Below are 1517 nucleotides of genomic sequence, written 5' to 3' on the forward strand. Positions count from 1 at the left end.
GCAGTGGATACTGAACATGCTGAAGCAAAACAAATCACGTAATCTAAGCATGGCCAACAAGCGCAGGCTCTGCTGTCTGAATGAACAATATTTGTTCGAATGTATGGGGTTGTTCAAAGTATAAACACTGATGCGTCAGCCCTGATTGCAGCATCTTTAATCAGCTGCTCAACATTAGCAGGCAGCTTAGGCATTGCAGCGTCTTTAATCAGCCGCTCAACATTAGCAGGCAGCTTAGGCATTGCAGCGTCTTTAATCAGCCGCTCAACATTAGCAGGCAGCTTAGGCATTGCCGCGTCTTTAATCAGCCGCTCAACATTAGCAGGCAGCTTAGGCATTGCAGCGTCTTTAATCAGCCGATCAACATTAGCAGGCAGCTTAGGCATTGCCGCGTCTTTAATCAGCTGCTCAACATTAGCGGGCAACTTAGGCATTGCAGCATCTTTAATCAGCTGCTCAACATGATCAGGCTGCTTAGGTATTGCTGCACCAATCTTTTCAAACAGTTTTTCCAATTTCTCAGGTAGTTTAGGTGATATTACCGCAGAAGGCTGAAGCTTATTATTAAGCTGCTGCATGGCATTGTGCCACCCACCAGAAATCCCATTAAGTTCAGCCATGATGTCTAACGCTTGGGCTAGCTTTATTCCCTTTTCCTTGGCGAGCTTTTTGGCTTTTTTACGGCAGAATTCAACGGTATTACCAGAAGGGAATTTGATGTGATCGTTTTGGTGTTTCATGATACGCCTGTCCTTCATCAATTTAGATGCGCTAGCCGACATACGCCCTATAGAAGAATAGGGTTAATTGAATTTTCTTTCACTCTGCTGGTCACACACCTTCGCCTAGGTCGGCTAACTGGGTGCAGAAGTACCCATGACACTATCATGCCATGAATAAAGAGGACTCATCAAGATCTTTTCTATTGGCTTTATCAGTTAACTATCTGGAATCGCAGTATCTTCAACGATGATGCTGGCGCGTGGATACGCGCTGCTTTCCCGCTTGTTGCCAACGTGGCCGCATGGAGTGCTACATTGTTGCCAGTCCCATGGGGCTTGTACGCAATGTCACATGCTCTTGAGGTCAAACAACACCAGGTGTGCAGCCAGTTGACATCACAATCCCAAACATGCAGCTCGGTGTGATCGCCCTCTCATCTAGTTTTCTCTACTCATAGGTTTGTGACCAAACCACTCATGTAATCTGTTACGATATCACTCATTTGGCACCACAACTTGTGGGCAAGTAAATAAGTCGCATGACGCATTAATTAGAGAGTTGTTAATGAATGATTACATAGCCAAGCTATCATTTAATTTCATTGGGAAAATCCTTGGCTCAGATACTATTGTTGTGCAGGGAGATAATTTAGGGAAGGTGCGAATAAGCGGGGAAATTCTTCTCGGCTGACTCAGTCATTTCATTTCTTCATGTTTGAGCCGATTTTTTCTCCCGTAAATGCCTTGAATCAGCCTATTTAGACCGTTTCTTCGCCATTTAAGGCGTTATCCCCA

General features: G+C 44.8%; 1 protein-coding gene and 1 pseudogene. One reads left to right on the plus strand and one right to left on the minus strand.

Going from position 1 to position 1517, the window contains the following annotated elements:
* Positions 1-124, plus strand: a pseudogene (locus tag J9892_RS18245) (ISAs1 family transposase); the annotation flags it as partial.
* Here the strand turns inward: J9892_RS18245 and J9892_RS18250 are convergent.
* Complete coding sequence (locus J9892_RS18250; protein ID WP_210538661.1) at positions 114-740, minus strand: hypothetical protein; 627 nt, start codon at positions 738-740, stop codon at positions 114-116. The pseudogene J9892_RS18245 and the gene J9892_RS18250 sit on opposite strands and share 11 nt — an antisense overlap.
* Positions 741-1517 lie beyond the last annotated feature (777 nt).

Source organism: Aeromonas sp. Prich7-2 (assembly GCF_017939255.1).
GTDB lineage: Bacteria > Pseudomonadota > Gammaproteobacteria > Enterobacterales > Aeromonadaceae > Aeromonas > Aeromonas caviae.

Excerpts from the sequence above, each read along its gene's own strand:
- J9892_RS18250 (WP_210538661.1), bottom strand. The coding sequence starts at position 740 with ATGAAACACCAAAACGATCACATCAAATTCCCTTCTGGTAATACCGTT.